At 72.7% G+C, this 19,136-nt stretch carries 10 protein-coding genes; 5 read left to right on the forward strand and 5 right to left on the reverse strand.

From position 1 onward, the window contains the following. Nucleotides 1-69 precede the first annotated feature (69 nt). Both LV78_RS02720 and LV78_RS02725 read left to right on the forward strand, forming a co-directional pair. Nucleotides 70-900: a helix-turn-helix domain-containing protein gene (locus LV78_RS02720; protein WP_253843056.1), complete on the forward strand. Its 831-nt coding sequence runs from the start codon at nucleotides 70-72 to the stop codon at nucleotides 898-900. Between the two features lie 2 nt (nucleotides 901-902). After that, nucleotides 903-1,088, forward strand: coding sequence for a DUF397 domain-containing protein (locus LV78_RS02725; protein WP_253843058.1), 186 nt, complete (start codon nucleotides 903-905; stop codon nucleotides 1,086-1,088). 88 nt (nucleotides 1,089-1,176) lie between these two features. Here the strand turns inward: LV78_RS02725 and LV78_RS02730 are convergent, their stop codons facing one another. Then, a complete protein-coding gene (locus LV78_RS02730; RefSeq protein ID WP_253843059.1) occupies nucleotides 1,177-2,529 on the reverse strand; it encodes an FAD-binding oxidoreductase in 1,353 nt (450 codons plus the stop codon). Further along, nucleotides 2,526-3,329 carry an alpha/beta fold hydrolase gene (locus LV78_RS02735; RefSeq protein WP_253843060.1) on the reverse strand — a complete coding sequence of 268 codons (804 nt, stop codon included), beginning with the start codon at nucleotides 3,327-3,329 and terminating at the stop codon, nucleotides 2,526-2,528. Before LV78_RS02735 ends, LV78_RS02730 begins: the two co-directional genes overlap by 4 nt. A 948-nt stretch (nucleotides 3,330-4,277) precedes the next feature. Here LV78_RS02735 and LV78_RS02740 point away from each other — a divergent pair. Together LV78_RS02740 and LV78_RS02745 are read left to right on the forward strand one after the other, a co-directional pair. Further along, the gene (locus LV78_RS02740) at nucleotides 4,278-5,087 is read left to right on the forward strand and encodes an ion transporter (protein ID WP_253843062.1); all 810 of its coding nucleotides are present in this window, start codon (nucleotides 4,278-4,280) and stop codon (nucleotides 5,085-5,087) included. A gap of 135 nt (nucleotides 5,088-5,222) precedes the next feature. Continuing rightward, nucleotides 5,223-6,854 carry a GMC oxidoreductase gene (locus LV78_RS02745; protein ID WP_253843064.1) on the forward strand — a complete coding sequence of 544 codons (1,632 nt, stop codon included), beginning with the start codon at nucleotides 5,223-5,225 and terminating at the stop codon, nucleotides 6,852-6,854. 46 nt (nucleotides 6,855-6,900) lie between these two features. Here LV78_RS02745 and LV78_RS02750 read toward each other — a convergent pair whose 3' ends face one another. Both LV78_RS02750 and LV78_RS02755 read right to left on the reverse strand, forming a co-directional pair. After that, nucleotides 6,901-7,311: a hypothetical protein gene (locus LV78_RS02750; RefSeq protein WP_253843065.1), complete on the reverse strand. Its 411-nt coding sequence runs from the start codon at nucleotides 7,309-7,311 to the stop codon at nucleotides 6,901-6,903. A gap of 64 nt (nucleotides 7,312-7,375) precedes the next feature. Continuing rightward, nucleotides 7,376-8,164, reverse strand: a complete 789-nt coding sequence (locus LV78_RS02755; protein ID WP_253843066.1) for an SDR family NAD(P)-dependent oxidoreductase — start codon at nucleotides 8,162-8,164, stop codon at nucleotides 7,376-7,378. A gap of 136 nt (nucleotides 8,165-8,300) precedes the next feature. On the opposite strand from LV78_RS02755, the gene LV78_RS02760 reads away from it, so the two are divergent. After that, nucleotides 8,301-8,930: a TetR/AcrR family transcriptional regulator gene (locus tag LV78_RS02760; protein ID WP_253843067.1), complete on the forward strand. Its 630-nt coding sequence runs from the start codon at nucleotides 8,301-8,303 to the stop codon at nucleotides 8,928-8,930. A gap of 89 nt (nucleotides 8,931-9,019) precedes the next feature. Here LV78_RS02760 and LV78_RS02765 read toward each other — a convergent pair whose 3' ends face one another. After that, nucleotides 9,020-19,072, reverse strand: a complete 10,053-nt coding sequence (locus LV78_RS02765; RefSeq protein WP_253843069.1) for an SdrD B-like domain-containing protein — start codon at nucleotides 19,070-19,072, stop codon at nucleotides 9,020-9,022. Nucleotides 19,073-19,136: the final 64 nt, after the last annotated feature.

The following is a 19,136-nucleotide window of genomic DNA, read 5'->3' on the forward strand; positions in this document are numbered from 1 at the left end:
CAGAAGTTCCAACGCAAGTTTTGGCCACCCCGATCGGGTGAATCTGCGGAATGGGGAGCGGGAGCGTCGGTGAGCACGCCAGCGAAGAAGGCACAGGGCCTCGGTGCCCAACTCAGGGTGATCCGCAAGCGCAGCGGCCTCTCCATGAAGGAGGTCGCCGACCGGATGGGCTGGAGCGAGGCCAAGGTCTCGCGGATGGAGACGGGCAAGCGGCCGGTCGACTCGGAGGAGGTCAGCGGCATCCTGGCGATCTTCAAGATCGTCGGGGTCGAGCGCGAGCGCCTGATGGCGATGGCCAGGACGCCGGAGGAGCCTGCCTGGATCGAGACCATCCGGGCTGGCCTGCCGAACGAGTCGGTGACGCTGGCGACCTACGAGAACGAGGCGGTGTCGATCACCAACTGGTCTCCGCTGCTGATCCCCGGCCTGTTGCAGACGATGGAGACCGCGTCGGCGTTCATGCAGCTCGACGGCATCCCGGACCACGACATCGGCGCGCGGCTGATGGGGCGCTCGCACCGCCAGCGGATGCTGGAGCGGGTCCGCTACACCGCGATCATCGACGAGACCGTGCTGCACCGGCGGCTCGGCGATGAGCACACGCACCGCGCGCAGCTGCGCCACCTGGTCGACGTGGCCGAGCGGGAACGCGTCGCGATCCGGCTGATTCCCGTCAACTCCGCCAGCCACTCAGCCTTGATCAGCCCTTTCATGCTCCTCGAATTCGATCACCAACCGCCGATCGTGCACGTGGAACTCTCCAGGTCGGGCGCGTTCTTCGTGGATCCGGCGGAAACCGACGTCTACGTTCGACAGCGCGCCCAGCTTCTGTCAGTTTCGATGGACGAGGCAAACTCTGTACGACTGATCCAGAAGCTGATCGAGGAGAAGGGTCCCTAGGCATGGCTCAACCGACGTCGCCGCAGTGGCGCAAGAGCAGCAGGAGCGGCTCTCAGTCCGACTGCGTCGAGGTGGCAGGCAGTTTGGACCGGCTGCGGGACAGCAAGGCGCCCACCGCCGGGGTCGTTCGGACCTCTCCCGCCGCGCTCGGCCGGTTCCTGGACGCGATCCGCCGGGACCGGTTCTAGCGTCGGCGTCGAACGGGCCGGGGCCGCGCTGGGTTCCGGCCCGTTCGGGGTTCGCCGGGCGCTCGGCGCGCTGGAAGCTCTCGGTGCGCTAGAAGGCCTTGCCGGGGTTGAGCAGGCCCGACGGGTCCAGTGCCGCTTTGACGGCTCGGTGCATGGCCAGCACCTCGGGGGACAGCTCGGCCGCCAGGCCCGGTCGTTTGAGCAGGCCGACGCCGTGCTCGCCGGTGACCGTGCCGCCGAGTTCCAGCGCTGCCGCGACGATGTCGTCGAAGGCGGCTTGCGCTCGGGCCCGCGCGTCCTCGTCGCCCGGTGGGGTGACGAGGAGGGGGTGCAGGTTGCCGTCGCCCGCGTGGGCGATGTTCGCGATGGTGACGCGGTGGCGCTCGGCCGTGCGCTCGATGCGCCCCAGCATCTCCGGGACCTTGGACTTGGGCACGCAGACGTCCTCGGTGAGGACCGGGCCCAGGCGTTCCAGGGCCGGGTAGGCCAGGCGTCTGGCGGAGAACAGGGCCTCGGACTCGGCCTGGTCGGTGGAGCGGGCGGCCCAGGTGGCGCCTGCCGCCTCGAAGCAGGCCAGCATCCGCTCGGCCGCCGCGTCCGCCGCCTCGCCGGGGTCGTCGAAGCGGGCCAGCAGGACGGCGTCCGCGTCGGCGGAGACGCCGGTGCGCTTCCACTCGTCCACGGCGCGCAGGCAGTGGCGGTCGACCAGTTCCAGCGCGGCCGGGGTCAGGCCTGCTTCGGCGGTCGCGCGGACGGCTTCACCGGCCGTGACGACGGACGGGAAGTAACCCGCCACGGTGACCGCCGGAGGTGGAAGGGGGCGCAGGCGGACGGTCACCTCGGTGACCACGCCCAGGGTGCCCTCGGAGCCGACGACCAGGCTGGTCAGGTCGTAGCCCGCGACGCCCTTGGCGGTGCGCCTGCCCAGGCGGACCAGGTCGCCCGTCCCGGTGACGATCTGGAGGCCCAGGACGTAGTCGCGGGTGACGCCGTACTTGACGCAGCACAGGCCGCCCGCGTTGGTGGCGACGTTCCCCCCGATCGTGGACCACGGGGAGCTGGCCGGGTCCGGCGGGTACCACAGGCCGTGCTCGGCGGCGGCCTTGCGGAGGTCGTCGTTGATCACGCCGGGTTGGACGACGGCGAGGCGTTCGAGCGGGTCGATCTCCAGGACGCGGTTCATCCGGTCGAGGGCGATGACGACGCAGCCGTCGACGGCGTTGGCCCCGCCGGACAGGCCCGTCCCCGCGCCGCGCGGCACGATCGGCGCGCCGTGCTCAAGGCAGGCGCGGACGACGTCGCGGACCTGCTCGGGGGTGCGCGGGCGGACGGCGGCCAGCGGGGTCCCGACCGGGGCCCACTCGGCGTCGTCGTGGCTCAGGCTGGCGAGGACGTCGGGGTCGGTGAGGGCGAGGTCGCCCAGGGCGTGCAGCAGGGTCACAGGTCCCCCAGGAACGCCAGGATCTCGGCGTTCACCCGGTCGGGCTGGTCGAAGTTGGCGCCGTGGCCGCAGTCGTCGATGACGACGGCCCGGCCGTTGGGGTTGCCGGTGACGGCGGCCTCGGCGTGCTGCCACGGCCAGAGCTGCGAGTCGCGACCGGCGAGCATGAGGACGGGGACGTCGCAGCGCTGGACGACGTCGCGCCAGTCCTGGTGGGCGTGGTCGTGCAGGAGCGGCCAGGTCTCCTTGCCGGGGTCGTTCGGGACGGCGCCCATGCCCGCCTTCTTGACCAGGCGGGCGGCGGACTTGAGCGACTTGGCGGCGGAGTAGCCGCGCCCGGTCTTGGGGACGCCCTTGGCGAAGAAGTCGCCGGAGTTCTGCTCGGTGAGGCCGTAGAAGCCGTAGGGCCAGTCCGCAGAGTTGATCATCTTGGGGGTCTGGTCGACGCTGACGACGCCCCGCACGCGGTCGGCGCCGAACAGGCTCAGGCAGGCCCAGATCGTGCCCGCGCCCATGGAGCCGCCGACGAGGACGGCGTCGCGGAGGTCGAGGGCGACGAGGGCGTCGTGGAGGTCCTTGCCGTGGCGGGAGAGGCGGTGGCCGTGCGGCGGTCGGGCGGACTCGCCGTGCCAGCGCCGGTCGAAGCCGAGGACCCGGTGGCCCATGGCCAGGAGCGCCTCGGTCTGGAAGGCCCAACTGGTGGCGGGCGCGCCGTAACCGGCGACCAGCACCACGGGCGAGCCGGTCCCCTCGTCGGTGACGTGGAGGTCCACGCCGTCGTTGGTCGTGATCGTGGGCATGGTGCCGATGGAAGCACAGGGGGGCGGGGCGGGCCACGAGGGAAGCGCCACTTCGGGGAGGGGTGGGGGGTGGGGTGCCTGATCGTGTGGGGCGGCGGGGTGCGGGGGCGGGGTGCGGGGGCGGCGAACGCGGGTAGGTGGCGGGCCCAAGCGGGTGGTGAGCGCTGGCGGGGTACAGGGACGAGGGCGCACGCAGGCGGGAAGGTGCACGGGCTGAGGCACGGGCGGAGTGCTGAGCGCGAGCGGGTGGTGGGTAGGGGCGGGCAGTGGGTAGGGCGGGTGCGTGGCGGCAGGCGGGCGGCGGCTGTTGGCCAACAGCGATGGTCGGCAGGCGGTGGGTGGTGGCCCACAGGCGGCGGCCAGTAGGCAGTGGGCGATGACCAGTGGCCAGCGGTCGGCAACCAGCGGTCGGCGGTCAGCAGTCGGCGGGCGGCGGTCGATGGCCAGCGACCAGCAGCCAGTGCCCGTCGACCAGCAGTCAGTACGCGGTGGCCAGCGGTCGATGGCCGGTGCGCGGGTCGGGCAGGTTCAGGTAGGCAGGTCCAGCCAGTCAGGGTCGGCGCAGTCAGGGCCGGTCCGGTCAGGGCAGGTCCAGCCAGCCAGGGTCGGCGCAGTCAAGGCCGGTCCGGTCAAGGCCGGTCCGGTCAGGGCCGGTTTGGTCAGGATCAGCGCGATCAAGGCCGGTGCGGCACAGGCCCGCGTGGTGGGGGTGGTGCTTACTCCCGGTTCAGTTTCGTTCCACACTGAAGGAATAGAGTGGAATAGCGCCGGCCCTGCTGGAGCAGCGCCCCTCCCCCTGCGGTGACCGCCGGTCCACACCGGGGTGCGCGGGGTCGTCGTCCGGGTCGGACGGCTCGTCCGACCGGAGTGCGCATCGGGGTGAGGCGGTGTCGGTGGTCACGGATAGTGTTCTCACGATCACCACAGCGAGTAGGAGCACTCGGAACAATGGTTCTGCGCGAGCGGGTCGAGGCGTTTCTCGACGGCCCGGCCTTCCAGCGGTTCATCATCGTGGTCATCGTCGTCAACGCGGTGACCCTGGGCTGCGAGACCGTCCCCGCACTCATGGACTCCCACGGCGGCCTGCTGCACGCGGTCGACCGGTTGGCGCTGGCCATCTTCGTCGCCGAGCTGACCGCCCGCCTCTACGCCGAGCGGCTGCGGTTCTTCCGGGACCCGTGGAACTGCTTCGACTTCGTCGTCGTCGCCATCTCGCTGGTGCCCGCGACGGGCGTGCTGACCGTGATCCGGTCGCTGCGCATCCTGCGCGTCCTGCGGCTGATCTCGATCGTGCCCAGCATGAGGCGCGTCGTCACCGCGCTCGTCCGCTCGATCCCCGGCCTGCTCTCGCTGACCGGCCTGATGGTGCTGCTGCTGTACGTGGGCGGCGTGATCGCGATCAACCTGTTCCGCCCCACCGGTGACGAGCGGTTCGCCGACCTCGGCAGCACGGTGCTGACGCTGCTCCAGATCACCACCGGCGACGGCTGGTCCGACGTGATGCGGGACCTGATGGAGCGGCAGCCGCTCGCCTGGATCTTCTTCGTCTGCTACCTGCTGGTGGGCACGTTCACGATGCTGAACCTGTTCATCGCGGTGGTGTGCAACGCGATGGAGCACGAGCTGAGCCCGGCGCGACCGAACGCGACCGCCTCCCCCGAGCCGGGGACGGCCGATCAGGTGGTGCTCGCGGAGCTGCGGGCGCTGCGTGCCGAGGTCCAGGCGTTGCGGCTCACCTCGGCCGGGGACCGGGGGTAGTCGGGGCGCGCGTAGGGGGTGGGCGGACCGGGAAACCGGCCGCGCACAGCGCCCGACGAGCGGACCCGAGCACCGGTCCCGCCGGGAACCCGGCCGCGCGCGTGGCGCCCCCGTCCCCCGGCGAAGGGCAGTTCCGTGACCCGGTCCGTTTCCCGCAGGTCCTTCCTCGCAGGCGCAGGCAGCGCGGCGCTGGGCACGGCGCTCGGCGCCACCGCGCCCGCCGCCGCCCACTCCCCCACAGCCCAGTCCCCCGCAGCCCAGTCCCCCGCCGAAGTGCCCGACGGCGCGCGCGTCCCTGCGCTCGTCGTCGGCTCCGGCTACGGCGGCGCGGTGGCCGCGCTGCGCCTGGCGCGGGCGGGCGTGCCGGTGCACGTGGTCGAGAAGGGCAGGTCGTGGGACGAGCCGGGGTGGGACGGCAAGGTCTTCGCGAACATGCTCAACCCGGACGAGCGCTCCTACTGGCTGCGCACCTGGACCAAGCAGCCGCTGAGCAACTTCCTCGGCCTCCCGGTCGACCGCGCCGTCCCGCGCCGCACCGGCATCCTGGACGCCGAGGAGTTCGCGGGCATCACCGTCTACCAGGGCCGGGGCGTCGGCGGCGGGTCGCTGGTCAACGGCGGGATGGCGGTGACTCCGAAGCGGGAGCGGTTCGCGGCGATCCTGCCGAACGTCGACCCCGAGGAGATGTACTCCACCTACTACCCGCTGGCGAACGCCGAGCTGGGCACGGGCCTGGTCGACCCGGACTGGTGGGAGCAGGCCGAGTGCTACCGGTACGCCAGGGTGGGGCGTCGGCACGCGGAGCGCTCCGGGTTCCCGTTCGAGCTGGTGCCCGGCGTGTACGACTGGGCGCACCTGGAGCGCGAGGAGGCCGGGACCGCGCCCCGGTCGGCGCTGGCCGCCGAGGTGATCTACGGCAACAACCACGGCAAGCTCTCGCTGCCCAAGACCTACCTCGCGCGGGCGCTGGCCACCGGTCGGGTGACGATCTCGGCGCTGCACGAGGTGACGAGCGTGCGGCCGGTCGGCGGCGGGTACGAGGTGCTGCTCGACGTGCTGGACGGGGACGGGCGGGTGAGCTCCACCAAGCGGGTGGAGGCGGAGCGGGTGTTCTTCGCGGCGGGGAGCGTGGGGACGAGCAAGCTGCTGACCCGGTTGCGCGACACCGGGCTGCTGCCCGCGCTCGGCCCCGAGGTGGGGAACGGGTGGGGCGAGAACGGGAACGTGATGGTCGGGCGGGCGAACAAGGCGTCCGACCCGACCGGGGCGCTCCAGTCGTGCATCCCCACCGGCGGGATCGACAACTGGGCGGCGGGCGGGGCGTTCGCCGAGGTCGCGCCGCTGCCCACCGGGGTCGAGACGTTCACCTCGTTCTACCTGGCGATCACGGCCAACCCGAGGCGCGGGCGGTTCGCCTGGAACCCGGAGTCGGGGCGGGTCGAGCTGGACTGGCGGCGGGAGTGGAAGCAGCCGTCGGTCGACATGGCCAGGACGATCTTCGACCGGATCAACTCGGTCGAGGGGACGGTGTACCGGGCCGACCTGTTCGGGGTGGGGAAGGTGTGGGGCGACGGGCTCACGTACCACCCGCTGGGCGGGGTGGTGCTGGGGCGGGCGACGGACGGGCACGGGCGGTTGCCGGGGTACCGGGGGCTGTACGTGGTGGACGGGTCGCTGATCCCCGGCAACACCAGCGTGAACCCGTTCGTGACGATCACGGCGCTGGCCGAGCGGAACCTGGCCGCGATCGTGGCGCGGGACCTGTAGCGGGGGCGGTGCGAACGGCCGGAGACGTGGGCGGCCGGGCGCGCCGTCAGCCCTCGTCCGGGTCGTGGGCCCAGGTGCGCAGGGGGTGCAGGCGGACCTCCCAGGGGCCGAGGCAGTCGGCCAGGAGGGTCGCGACGAGGGAGCCGCAGGGGCAGGCCAGGTTGGGGCCGTTGCCGCCGTGCGGGCCGCAGCAGCCCTCCAGGTTCGCGCCGCTCGACCGCTCGCGCAGGGTCGGCGCGTCCTCCGGGTGGAGCAGGCGGACGCCGGGGGCGGCGCGGGGGACGGCGGGGGCGTGCGGGTCGTCCGAGTCGGGGACGAGCGCCCAGGAGCCGCGTGGGACGGTGGGCGGGGCGTGGTGCGCGCGGTCCCGGTGGTCCAGGTCGGCCTCCGGGACCTCGGGCAGGCGCGTCAGGTCCGGGGTCAGCTCGCCGCCGCACTTGGCGCAGTAGAAGAGCACACCCGGTTCTAGCCGAGGGCGGGGTGGGCGCGCACGGGGTTTTCCCGCGCGCGCCCGGCCGCGCTCAGGCGGACTTGAGCGAGCCCGCGTCGATCGCCCAGTTCTGCCCGATGGCGCTCGGCAGCGTCGGGGAGGCGAGCAGCAGGATGGCGCGGGCGATCTCGTCGGGCTCGATCAGCACGCCGGTGAGCATCCCGTTCTGCGCGGGCATCGCGGCGAGCAGCTCCGCGTGCTCCACGCCCAGGTGGGTGGCGACCCTGGCGATGTAGCCGTCCGGGTCCGCCATGATCGCGGTGCGGGTGCCGCCGGGGGTCACCACGTTGACCCGCACGCCCTGTGGGGCGAGCTTCTCCGCCAGACCCCTGGAGAACGCGTTCAGGGCGGCCTTGGCGGCGGCGTAGTGCAGCGGGACGCCCTGGGGCTGGCGGGCGGTGCTGCTGCTGGTGTTGACGATCGCGCCGCGCGCCTCGATCAGCGCGGGGAGCGCGGCGCGGGTGGTGCGGAGCGCGGCGCCGAGGTTGAGGCCGAAGGAGTGGAGCCAGGTCGCGTCGTCGCCGTCGAGCAGGTCGGCGAGCGCGCCGTCGGGCAGCTCGCCGCCGCCCGCGTTGTTGACCAGCACGTCCAGGCGCGGGTCGGCCGCGAGGGCGGTCTCGACGGCGTGGCGCGGGCCGTCCGGGGTGGACAGGTCGGCGGCGACGAACTCGACGCCGGCGGCCTCCAGCTCGGGGGTGGTCCTGCGGGCGACCGCGACCACCGACGCGCCCTCGGCGAGGAAGGCCCGGACGGTGGCCAGGCCGATGCCCTTGCTGGCGCCGGTCACCAGGACGCGCTTCCCTGCGAGGTTGAGGTCCATGTTCCGCTCCCGTTGTTCAGTGGATCAGTTCGCCCTTCAACTGAAACATCACTGTCGCACTTAAGTCAAGAAGTGGGTAGCTTTGCTCTCAGGACGACGGGAAGTAGGGTTGCCTTGTGGACCGGGGAGGTGGCCGATGAGCGTGGAGGACGCGCCCAAGCGGGTGCGCGCGGACGCCGAGCGCAGCACCGCCCGCATCCTGGAGGCGGCGCAGTCGGTGCTGACCGACGACCCGAACGCGTCGCTGGAGCGCATCGCGGACGCGGCAGGCCTGGCGCGGGCGACCGTGCACCGGCGGTTCTCCTCGCGCAAGGCGCTGCACGACGCGCTCGTGGCCGACATCGGCGAGCGCTACCGGCAGGCCGTGCTCCAGGCGCGCGTGGCCACCGCTCCCCCGCTGGTCGCGCTGCACCGGCTCGCGCAGGTGGTGTTCGAGCTCAAGGTCAGCCACCGGTTCGCGGTGGAGCTGGCCTCGGACGAGGAGTGCGGGCCCGTGCTGTCGGGCGAGGTGAAGGACGGGATCGAGCTGCTGTTCCGCAGGCTGCGGGAGGTCGGGGCGATCACCGCCGAGGACCCGCTGTGGTGCAGGCAGCTGCTGATGGCGGTGCTGCACGCGGTCCACGTGATGCCGCCGGACTCGCCGGTGCTGGGGCGCGGCGCGGCGGGCGCGGGGCTTGCGGGCGAGGAGCTGGCGGGCGCGCGGGCCGACCTGCTGGTCGAGACGGTGACCAGGGCGCTGGGCGGCGCCACCACCACGGCGGGCTGACCCCCGGCGCACCCAGCGCGGAAAGCGCGGAAAGCGCTCGGCCCCGGTGTCCGCAGTGGACACCGGGGCCGAGCGCTCAGCTCAGGGGGTCACAGGTGCTCCCCCCTCCGACGCCTGCCCATCACCAGCGCGCCGAGACCGGCGACCAGCAGGGCCAGACCGCCCAGGACCATCCCGGCGACCTGCACACCGGTCCACGCCAGCGGCTCCTGCGCGGGCGGGGCCGGGGTGGCCACCGCGGCGGGGGGAGTCGTCGTCGTGGTGGTCGGCGGCGTGGTCGTGGCGGGCTGGGCGATCTCGACCGCCACCACGGCCACGTCGTTGTCGGTGTTCGTCTGCGACACGCCCACCGCCGGGACGACCTCGGCCACCGCGTCGGTCGCGGTCATCGGGGCCGTCGCGGTGCTCACCACGGTCACCGGCGGCAGCGAGCCGCCCGCCGGGACGACCGCCTCGGTGGTGCAGGTGACCACCTGGCCGGTGATCTCGCACTCCCAGCCGTCGCCCGTCGCCGTGACCGGCTTCAGGCCCTCGGGCAGGGTGATCGTCGTCGTGGCGCCCACGACCGGCACGTTGCCGTCGTTGCTCACCACGTCGGTGAACGTCACCGTGTCGCCGACCTGCGCGGCGGGCTTGTCCACGGTCAGCCCGATGGTCAGGTCGACCACCGAGCCGATCAGGGCGGCGTCCACGTCGGTCAGCTGGCTGATCCGGCCGCCGGTGATGGCGATGGTCAGCGGGGCCGAGGTGGCGGTCGTCTGGTCGAAGTCGGAGTCGAGGGCGCGGTCGGCGCCCTGGCCCGGCTTGGCCAGCGTCGTGCCGGTCGGGGACAGCACGGTCACCAGGTACTGGCCGGGGGCCAGGCCGGTGAAGCCGTACTCGCCGTTGGCGCCGGTGGTCACGCGGGTGATCTCGGCGCCCGAGGCGTCCTTGAGCACCACGACCACCCCGGCGACGCCCTTCTCACCGGCGTCCTGGATCCCGTTGCCGTTCTCGTCGTCCCACACGTAGTCGCCGATGAGGCCGAGCTGCTCGCCGAAGTTCGCCACACCCGTGCCACCGGCGGGCACCGTCACGGTGACCTCGGCGGGCGTGGTCGACCCGTAGCCCGCGGGCTGCGTGATGACCACGGTGTAGGTGCCCTCGGGCAGCAGCGTGAACTCGTAGGCGCCGTTGGCGTCGGTCGCCGCCAGCTCCAGCTCCTGGCCGGTCGAGTCCTTCAGGGTGATCACGACGTCGGCCAGGCGCGTGGTCTCGGTCGGGTCGATCACCCCGTTGCCGTTGGCGTCGAGGAAGACGACACCGCCGATGGAGACCTCCTCGCCGGGGTTGCCGACCCCGCCGACGTCGCCGATCTCGCCGAACAGGTAGCCCTCGCCGGACTGGCCCGCCGCGAGCTGGACGTTCGCGATGCTGTCCGGCGGCACGAGCGTGCCGCCCGCCGAGCCGATGGTCTCCTGGCCGTCGTCGTACCCGGTGGGCGTGGTCTCCACGATCGTGTAGGTGCCCGGCGGGAGGCCCGCGAAGGAGTAGGAGCCGTCGTTGGCGGTGGTGACCAGCAGGTCCACGTCCCCGGCCGCGTCGGTGAGGGTCACCGTCGCGTTCGGGATGCCGACCTCGCCCGCGTCGCGGACGCCGTTGCCGTTGGCGTCGTAGTAGACCGCGCCGGAGATCGAGCCCTGGACCTCGGCGAACACGTAGCCCGCCGCGACCGTGCCGGAGTTGATCACGATGCCGCTGAACACGTCGTTCACCGAGGCGTCGCCGCCCGCCGTGCCGACCGTGTCGGGACCGTCGCCGTAGTTCGCGGGCTGGGTCTCGGTCACGGTGTAGGTGCCCGGCGGCAGGTCGGTGAAGGCGTAGCCGCCGCTGGCGTCGGTGACGACGGTGGCGGTGGTCGGACCGGTCAGGGTGATGGTCACCCCGGCGATGCCGTTGCCCGCCTGGTCGACGACCCGGCCGGAGATGCCCGCCTGGGCGGACTCGCCGAACAGGTAGCCGGTGGCGTTCTGGCCGCCGCCGAGCGCGATGCCGGTGATCGAGTCCGGCGGGGTCGCGGTCCCACCGGCGGTGCCGGGGGTGTCGGCGCCGTCGAGGTACCCGCCGGGCTGGGTCTCGGTCACGGTGTACGTGCCGCCGACCACGCCGGTGAAGGTGTAGCCACCGGCCGGGTCGGTCAGGACCGTCGTGCTGACGGGCCTGCCGAGGGCGTCGGTGCCGGTCAGGGTGACCTGGACGGAGCCGATGCCGGGCTCGCCGCTGTCGCGGGCGCCGTTGCCGTTGACGTCCTCGTACACCGATCCGGCGATGGAGCCGCGCGTGTCGGTGAAGTCGTAGCCGGTGGCCCTGGTGTCCGAGCCGAGCACGATGCCGTTGATCTGGTCGTTGACGTCGGTGCCGCCACCGGCCGAACCGGCGGTGTCGGGGCCGTCGCCGTACCCGTTCGGCTGGGACTCGACCACGGTGTAGGCGCCGGGCACCAGGCCGGTGAACGAGTAGGAGCCGTCGGGGCCGGTCACGGTCGTGGCCGTGGTCGGGCCGTTGAGGGTGACGGTGACGCCGGGGATGCCGTTGCCCGCCTCGTCGGCGACGCGGCCGGAGAGCGAGGCCGCGACCTGCTCGCCGAACGTGTAGCCGGTGGCGTCGTCGCCCGCCGCGAGGTCGATCGCGGTCAGCGAGTCCGGCGGGGTGACGGTGGCCCCGGCGGTTCCGGGGGCGTCGATCCCGTCGAGGTAGCCCGCGGGCTGGGTCTCGGTGATGGCGTAGGTGCCGGAGAGCAGCCCGTCGAACAGGTAGGACCCGTCCGCCTCGGTGAGCGCGGTGCGGTTGACGTCGGCGCCGGTGTCGTCGGTGCCGGTGAGGGTCACCGTGACGCCCGCGACGCCGTCCTCGCCCGCGTCGCGCAGGCCGTTGCCGTTGGCGTCGACGTACACCGAGCCCGCGAGCGAGCCCGCCTTGTCGGTGAAGTCGTAGCCCGCGCCGACCGTGCCGGAGCCGACCGTGATGCCGCCGATGACGTCGCCGGTCGGGGTGCCACCGGCCGAGCCGACCGTGCCGCCCGCGTCGGCGTACCCGGTGGGCTGGGTCTCGGTGATCGTGTACTGGCCCGGCTGGAGGCCGGTGAACGAGTACGACCCGTCGGGGCCGGTCGTGGTGGTGGCCGGGGTCGGGCCGTCGAGGGTGATGGTGACGCCCTCGATGCCGTTGCCCGACTCGTCCACGACGCGACCGGACAGCGTGCCGCCGATCAGCTCGCCGAAGGTGTAGCCGGTGGCGTCGGCGCCCGCGATCAGGTCGACGCCGGTGATCGAGTCCGGCGGGGTGGGCGTGCCGCCCGAGGTCCCGGCGGTGTCGATGCCGTCGAGGAACCCGGCGGGCTGCGTCTCGGTGACGGTGTAGTCGCCGGTCAGCAGGCCGGTGAACGAGTAGCCGCCCGCCGTGTCGGTGACCTGGGTGAGGCTGACGTCGCCGTTGACGTCGGTGCCGGTCAGGGTCACCGTGACGCCGCCGATGGCGGGCTCGCCCGGATCGCGCACCCCGTCGCCGTTGTCGTCCTCGAAGACCAGGCCCGCGAGGGACCCGCGCTTCTCGGCGAACACGTAGCCGCTCGGCGCGCTGCCCGAGGTCACCGGGATGTCGACGAACTCGTCGTTGATCGTGGTGTCACCGCCGGCGAGGCCGGGGGTGTCCGGGCCGTCGCCGTACCCGGCGGGCTGGGTCTCGATCACGGTGTAGAGGCCGGGCACCAGACCGGTGAAGGTCCAGGACCCGTCCGGGCCGGTCGTGGTGACGGCGGTGGTGCCGGTCGCGCCGGGGCCGCTCAGGCTCAGGCCCACGCCCGCGATGCCGTTGCCCGCCTCGTCCACGACCCGGCCGGTGATGCTCGACGCCACGTAGTCGCCGAACAGGTAGCCGGTGGCGTCGACGCCCTCCGCCAGGTCGATCGCGGTGATCGAGTCCGGCGGGGTGACCGTGCCGCCCGAGGTGCCCTCGGCCTCCGTCCCGTCCAGGTAGCCGGCGGGCTGGGTCTCGGTGACCGAGTAGGTGCCCGAGAGCAGGCCGGGGAACAGGTAGGAGCCGTCGTCGGGGTCGCTGACGACGCTGGCGGTGACCGGGTTGCCGAGCGCGTCGGCGCCGGTCAGGTCGACGGTGACGCCGCCGATGCCCGGCTCACCCGGATCGCGCACGCCGTTGCCGTTGTTGTCGACGTACACGGCGCCCGCGAGGGAGCCGCGCTTCTCGGCGAACACGTAGCCGACGGCGGCGGTGGCCGAGTCGATGGTGATGCCGGTGAACTCGTCGTTCAGCGAGTCGTCGCCACCGGCGGTGCCGACCGTCTCGGGGCCGTCGCCGTAGCCGACCGGCTGGGTCTCGACGATCGAGTAGCTGCCGGGCAGCAGGTCGGCGAAGGCGTAGGAGCCGTCGGGACCGGTCGTGGTGGTGGCGCTGGTCGGGCCGGTCAGGGTGATGGTGACGCCGGGGATGCCGTCGCCCAGCTCGTCCACGACCCGGCCGGAGATCCCGGCCGCGACGGACTCGCCGAACAGGTAGTCCACGGCGTCGGCGTCGACCGGCAGGGTGATCGCGGTGATCGAGTCAGGCGGGGTGATCGTGCCGCCCTCGCTGCCCGGTGTCTCCGCGCCGTCCAGGTACCCGGCGGGCTGGGTCTCGGTCACCGCGTACGTGCCCGAGAGCAGGCCGGTGAACGAGTAGTCGCCGGTGGCGTTCGTCGTGGCGGTGCGGTTGACGCTCGCACCGGTCGCGTCGGTGCCGGTCAGGGTGACCAGCACGCCCTCGATGCCGGGCTCGCCCGGATCGCGGGAGCCGCTGCCGTTGACGTCGGTGTACACCGCGCCCGAGAGCGAGCCTCGGGTGTCGGTGAAGTCGTAGCCGGTGGCGGCGGTGCCCGAGTCGACGGTGATGCCGCCGATGGTGTTCGGGTCGGTGCTGGCGCCACCCGCCGCGCCGACCGCGCCCGAGCCGTCGCCGTACCCGGCGGGCTGGGACTCGGTGAGCACGTAGGTGCCGGGCAGCAGGTCCGTGAAGGCGTAGGAGCCGTCGGGACCGGTGGTCGTGGTCTGGGTGGTCCCGGAGCCGTTCGGCCCGGTCAGGGTGACGGTGACGCCGGGGATGCCGGTGCCCGCGTCGTCGACGACCCGGCCGGAGATGCCCGCCTGGACGGTCTCGCCGAACAGGTAGGCGGTCGCGGCGGTGCCGACCGGGAGGGTGATGGCGTCGATCGTGTCCGGCGGGACGAGCGTGCCGCCCGCCGTGCCGACCGCGTTGATGCCGTCCAGGTACCCGGCGGGCTGCGTCTCGTCGATCCGGTAGGTGCCCGAGAGCAGGCCGGTGAACGAGTAGTCGCCGTTGGCGGCGGTGGTGGTCGTCCGGTTGACCGCCGCGCCGAGCGCGTCGGTGCCGGTCAGGGTCAGCAGCACGCCGCCGATGCCGGTGTCGCCGGGGTCGCGGGCGCCGTCGCCGTTGCGGTCGTCGTAGACCGAACCGGCGATCGCGGACCGCGTCTCGGCGAAGACGTAGCCGGAGGCGGTGGAGCCGGAGGTCACCGGGATGCCGGTGATCGTGTCGTTCGGCGAGTTCGTGCCGCCCGCCGTGCCGACCGCGTCGGGACCGTCGCCGTAGCCGACCGGCTGGGTCTCGGTGATCGTGTAGCTGCCGGGGGTCAGGCCGGTGAAGGCGTAGGACCCGTCGGGACCGGTGGTGGTCGTGGCGGTGGGACCGCCCGCGCCGGGACCGGTCAGGGTGATGGTGACGCCGGGGACGCCGTTGCCCGCGTCGTCGACGACCCGGCCGGTGATGCCGGACGGGCTGCTCTCGCCGAACAGGTAGCCGGTCGCCGCGTTCCCGGCGGGCAGGTCGATCGCGGTGATCGAATCCGGCGGGGTGGCCGTGCCGCCCGCCGTGCCCGGCGTGTCCGCGCCGTCCAGGTACCCGGCGGGCTGGGCCTCGTCGACCCGGTAGTCGCCGGAGAGCAGGCCGGTGAACGAGTACCCGCCGTCGGCGGCGGTCGTGGTGGGGCGGTTGACCGCGTTGCCCGCGTCGTCGGTGCCGGTGAGGGTGACCGCGACACCGGCGATGCCGGTCTCGCCCGCGTCGCGGGCGCCGTTGCCGTTGGCGTCGACGTACACCGACCCCGCGAGGGAGCTGCGGGTCTCGGCGAAGTCGTAGCCGGTCGCGGCGGCGCCGGAGGTCAGCCGGATGTTGCCGATGACGTCGCTGGTGACGATGTTGCCACCCGCCGAGCCGACCGTGTCCGCGCCGTCGCCGTAGCCGGTGGGCTGGACCTCGACCAGGGTGTACGTGCCGGGCGGCAGGTTCGCGAACAGGTAGCTGCCGGTGGCGTCGGTGGTCGTGGTGAGGTTGGTCGGGCCGAACAGGTTGATCGTGACGTTCGGGATGCCCGCTCCCGCGTCGTCGACGACCCGCCCGGCTATGCCCGCGATCACCGTGTTGCCGAACAGGTAGTCCGTGCCCGCGACGCCGGGGGGCAGCGAGATCTGGGTGATCGAGTCGGGCGGGCTGACCCGGCCGCCCGCCGTGCCCGGCGTGTCGCGGCCGTCGATGTAGCCCGCCGGGGCGGTCTCGGTGAGCGTGTAGGTGCCCGCGATGAGGCAGCAGAAGAAGTAGCTGCCGTCCTGGGCGGTGGTCTCGGTCCGGTTGACCGGGGCGCCGAACGCGTCGTTGCCGGTCAGCGTGACGGTCACGCCGCCGATGCCGACCTCGCCCGGCTCCCGGACGCCGTTGTTGTTGTCGTCGCGGTAGACGGTGCCCGCGAGCGAGCTGAACGCCTCGGCGAAGTCGTAGCCGGTGGCGGCCGTGTTCGAGGTGATCACGATGCCGCTGATGACGTCGTTCGCGGAGTTGGCGCCCCCCGCCGAGCCGACCGTGTCGGGGCCGTCGCCGTAGCCGGTGGGCTGGGTCTCGGTGACCGTGTACGTGCCGGGCGGCAGGTTCAGCACCGAGTAGGCGCCGGACGCGTCGGTCCGGACCGTGGCGGAGAAGCCGTCAGTGTTGGTGACGGTGATCGTGGTGTTCGGGATGCCCGCGCCGAGGTTGTCGACGACGCGGCCCGCGATCGAGGCGGCGATGGTCTCGCCGAACAGGTAGCCGGTGGCGTCGTAGCCCGCGGGCAGGTCGATCGCGGAGATGGTGTCCGGCGGGGTGAGGAAGCCGCCCGCGTCACCGGCGGTCTCCCGCCCGTCGAGGTAGCCGGCGGGCTGGGTCTCGGTGAGCGAGTACCGGCCGCCGGGGATGTCGTCGAACAGGTAGTCGCCGCTGAAGTTGGTGCGGGTGGTCTGGTTGACCGGCCTGCCCGCCGCGCTGGTGCCGGACAGGGTCACGACGACGCCCCGGATGCCGGGCTCGCCCGCGTCGCGGGCGCCGTTGCCGTTGCGGTCCTCGTAGACGACGCCGCCGATGGACGACGGGAACTCCTGGAAGACGTACCCGCTGCCCGTCTGGCCGGAGCGCAGGACGATGCCGCTGAACACGTCGTTGTCGGAGTTGACGCCACCCGCGTCGCCGACCGTCTCGGGGCCGTCCGCGTAACCGGGGGGCTGGAACTCCACGACGCTGTAGGTGCCGGGGCGCAGGCCGTCGAACAGCCAGACGCCGTTGTCGGCGGTGGTGGTCTCCTTGGAGCCGTCCGGTCCGGTGAGGACGACGCGCACGTTCGGGATCGGGTCGTCGTGCTCGTCGACGACCGAGCCGTTGAGCGAGGCGAGCAGGTAGTCGGCGAAGTTGTAGCCCGTGGCGGCGGTGCGCGAGGGCAGGTTGATGTCGGCGATGTCGCTGGAGGTGGGGGTGCCGCCGACCGTGCCCGGCGTGGACTGGCCGTCCTGGTAGGTGCTCGGGTGGTCCTCCTCGATGTTGTACGTGCCCTGGCGCAGCCGGTCGAACCGGTAGGTGCCGTCCGCGGCGGTCAGGGTCGTGACGCGGACCGGGTTGCCCGCCGAGTCGGTGCCGGTGAGCGTGAGGGTGACGCCGCCGATGCCCGGCTCGCCCGGCTCCAGGACGCCGTTGACGTTGAGGTCGTTGTAGACGGTGCCCGCGAGGCTGGAGGCGGCCAGCTCGGCGAAGTCGTTGCCGACGCTGGAGCCGTTCTGCGGCAGGGTCACGGTGAACCGGTCGTTGCCCGCGCTCGTCGCGAAGGTGCCGGGGGTGTCCTTGCCGTCGTCGTAGTCGGCGGGCTGGGTCTCGGCGACGGTGTAGGCGCCCGCCGGGACGCCCGCGAACGAGTAGGAGCCGTCCGAGGTGGTCGTGGTGGTCTGGTTGACCGCCGTGCCGGTGCCGCTGGTGCCGGACAGGGTGACGGTGACGCCCTGGATGCCGGTGCCGCCGTTCTCGGGCTCGTAGAGGCCGTCGTCGTCGCGGTCGTTGAACACGCGGCCGGAGATCGAGCCGGGCGTGGTGGTGACGACCGTGGCGGTGTCGCTCACGGTCTTGCCCGCCGGGTCGGCGCCGGCCGCGGTGGCGGTGTTGGAGTCACCGGCCAGCGGCGCGGTCGTGGTGCAGGTGTAGGTGAAGCGCGCGCCCACGGCGAGGTTCTGGTTGGGGCGGGCGCAGGCCGGGACCTTGGGGTCCGAGACGTTCACGTTGGTCAGCGGGGCGTCGCCGGTGTTGGCGACGGAGATCGTGAAGGTGATCGTCTCGCCCGCCGCGTAGACGGTCTTGTCTGCGGTCTTGGTGATGTCGATGGCCGGGTGGATGACGGTGAAGGACTTGCTGGCCTCGCTCTCCACCACCCCGCCGAAGTCGTCGCCGCCGGAGGCGTAGGCGATGTTCGTGCCGCTCGTGTCCGGCGCGGGTCCGGTGCAGGTGTAGGTGACCGGGACGTTCGGGAGCAGGGTGCCGATGGCGCGGTTGCAGTCCGCGAAGGACGGGTCGGTGACCGTCACGTTGACCGCGCGGCTGGCGCCGGGTGCGACCACGCTGATGGTGAACGGGATCTGCTCGCCGGGGCGGTACGGGCCGCCGGTGGTGTCCTTGGTGATGTAGATGGCCGGGACCGGCACGGAGAACACCAGGTTCTGCGCCAGGTAGGTGTCACCGGCGGTGGTGAAGGTGAGCTGCGCCGAGGTGTCGCCGACCGCGATGGAACTGGTCTCGACGACCTTGGCGTCGACGCTCATGTTGTTCGGCACGTTCGGGCTGACCGAGTTCTGGCCGTTGGACACCCAGAAGTTGTTGGTGTTCGACGGGTCCAGCAGCGCCGGTTGCGCGGTCCCGTTGACCACGAACCGGTCGCCGGAGATGTTGAAGTCGCCCTCGTAGGCGGTCAGGCCGATGCGCACCGGGGTGGCGGCGACGCGGAATCCGGTGACCGGGATGGTCGTGGCGGCGTCGGTGGAGGACTGCCGCACGTGGCCGTCGTAGAGGAAGATCTCCCGCTTGGTCGGCGCGTAGTCGGTGTTGGGCGCGTCGTAGGCGTAGACGAGCACCAGGGACCAGCCCGAGTAGCAGCCGAAGCCCTGCGGGGTCCAGACGTTGCCGAGGGTGATGGTGTTGGCCGTGCCGGACGGCAGGTTCTGGAAGCGGGAGGTCACGTCCGCGTAGGCGGAGTAGAACTGCGGCTGGCTGGAGGGCACGTTCGCCAGCGCGTCGCGGGTGATCACCTGCGGGGCGATGTTGACCGGGGCGCCGCCGCCGATGGTGAGCACGGTGGAGGTCGACTCGGGCGTGCCGGAGGGGACGACCGCGGTGCCCGCCGTGGACTGGAACTGGCGGGTGTTGCAGCCGGGCGCGGTGGAGACGGCGCCGGTGCTGAGCTTGATGGAGCCGGTGTCGCCGGACCAGTTCAGGCGGGCGTAGGCCACGCGCGAGCCGGGCGGGATGGTGACGCTGCCCCTGGAGGAGTTGAACGTCGCGGCGTTGCTGTCGACGTCGGCCCACTGCATGTAGTACGAGTCGTTGTTGTTCGCGGCGGCGGTGAGGGTGCGGGCCTGCGCGCCCGCGCAGTTGGCCTTGGCCTCGCCGAACGGGTCGGTGGGGGCGCTCGCGTCCGGGCAGGAGGAGTTGCCGTTGCCCGCCTCGACGAAGTCGCCGTAGACCTCTTCGTTGTAGTTCAGCGTGAAGGCGCGTTCGACGGCGGCTTCGGCGGTCAGGGGAGCGAGACCGACGCTCACCCCTGCGGCTATGAGGAACGACGTCGCCGCTGCCAGCAATCGCCGGCCGGGTGCGAGCAGGGTC

The sequence above is a fragment of the Actinosynnema pretiosum genome, from assembly GCF_024171695.1.
Lineage (GTDB): Bacteria > Actinomycetota > Actinomycetes > Mycobacteriales > Pseudonocardiaceae > Actinosynnema > Actinosynnema pretiosum.

Excerpts from the sequence above, each read along its gene's own strand:
- LV78_RS02725 (WP_253843058.1), top strand. The coding sequence starts at position 903 with ATGGCTCAACCGACGTCGCCGCAGTGGCGCAAGAGCAGCAGGAGCGGC.
- LV78_RS02735 (WP_253843060.1), bottom strand. The coding sequence starts at position 3,329 with ATGCCCACGATCACGACCAACGACGGCGTGGACCTCCACGTCACCGAC.
- LV78_RS02740 (WP_253843062.1), top strand. The coding sequence starts at position 4,278 with ATGGTTCTGCGCGAGCGGGTCGAGGCGTTTCTCGACGGCCCGGCCTTC.
- LV78_RS02755 (WP_253843066.1), bottom strand. The coding sequence starts at position 8,164 with ATGGACCTCAACCTCGCAGGGAAGCGCGTCCTGGTGACCGGCGCCAGC.
- LV78_RS02760 (WP_253843067.1), top strand. The coding sequence starts at position 8,301 with ATGAGCGTGGAGGACGCGCCCAAGCGGGTGCGCGCGGACGCCGAGCGC.